Consider the following 507-nt stretch of genomic DNA (forward strand, 5'->3'; position numbering starts at 1 on the left):
GGATGTCAAGAGTAGGTAAGGTTCTTCGCGTTGCATCGAATTAAACCACATGCTCCACCGCTTGTGCGGGCCCCCGTCAATTCATTTGAGTTTTAATCTTGCGACCGTACTCCCCAGGCGGTCTACTTAACGCGTTAGCTCCGAAAGCCACGGCTCAAGGCCACAACCTCCAAGTAGACATCGTTTACGGCGTGGACTACCAGGGTATCTAATCCTGTTTGCTCCCCACGCTTTCGCATCTGAGTGTCAGTATCTGTCCAGGGGGCCGCCTTCGCCACCGGTATTCCTTCAGATCTCTACGCATTTCACCGCTACACCTGAAATTCTACCCCCTCTACAGTACTCTAGTCAGCCAGTTTCAAATGCAGTTCCGAGGTTGAGCCCCGGGCTTTCACATCTGACTTAACTAACCACCTGCATGCGCTTTACGCCCAGTAATTCCGATTAACGCTCGCACCCTCCGTATTACCGCGGCTGCTGGCACGGAGTTAGCCGGTGCTTCTTCTG

General features: G+C 53.3%; 1 rRNA gene. It reads right to left on the reverse strand.

The window, feature by feature from the left end:
* A 16S ribosomal RNA gene (locus TZ48_RS04045) occupies positions 1-507 on the reverse strand; the annotation flags it as partial.

Source organism: Vibrio variabilis, assembly GCF_003263785.1.
Taxonomy (GTDB): domain Bacteria; phylum Pseudomonadota; class Gammaproteobacteria; order Enterobacterales; family Vibrionaceae; genus Vibrio; species Vibrio variabilis.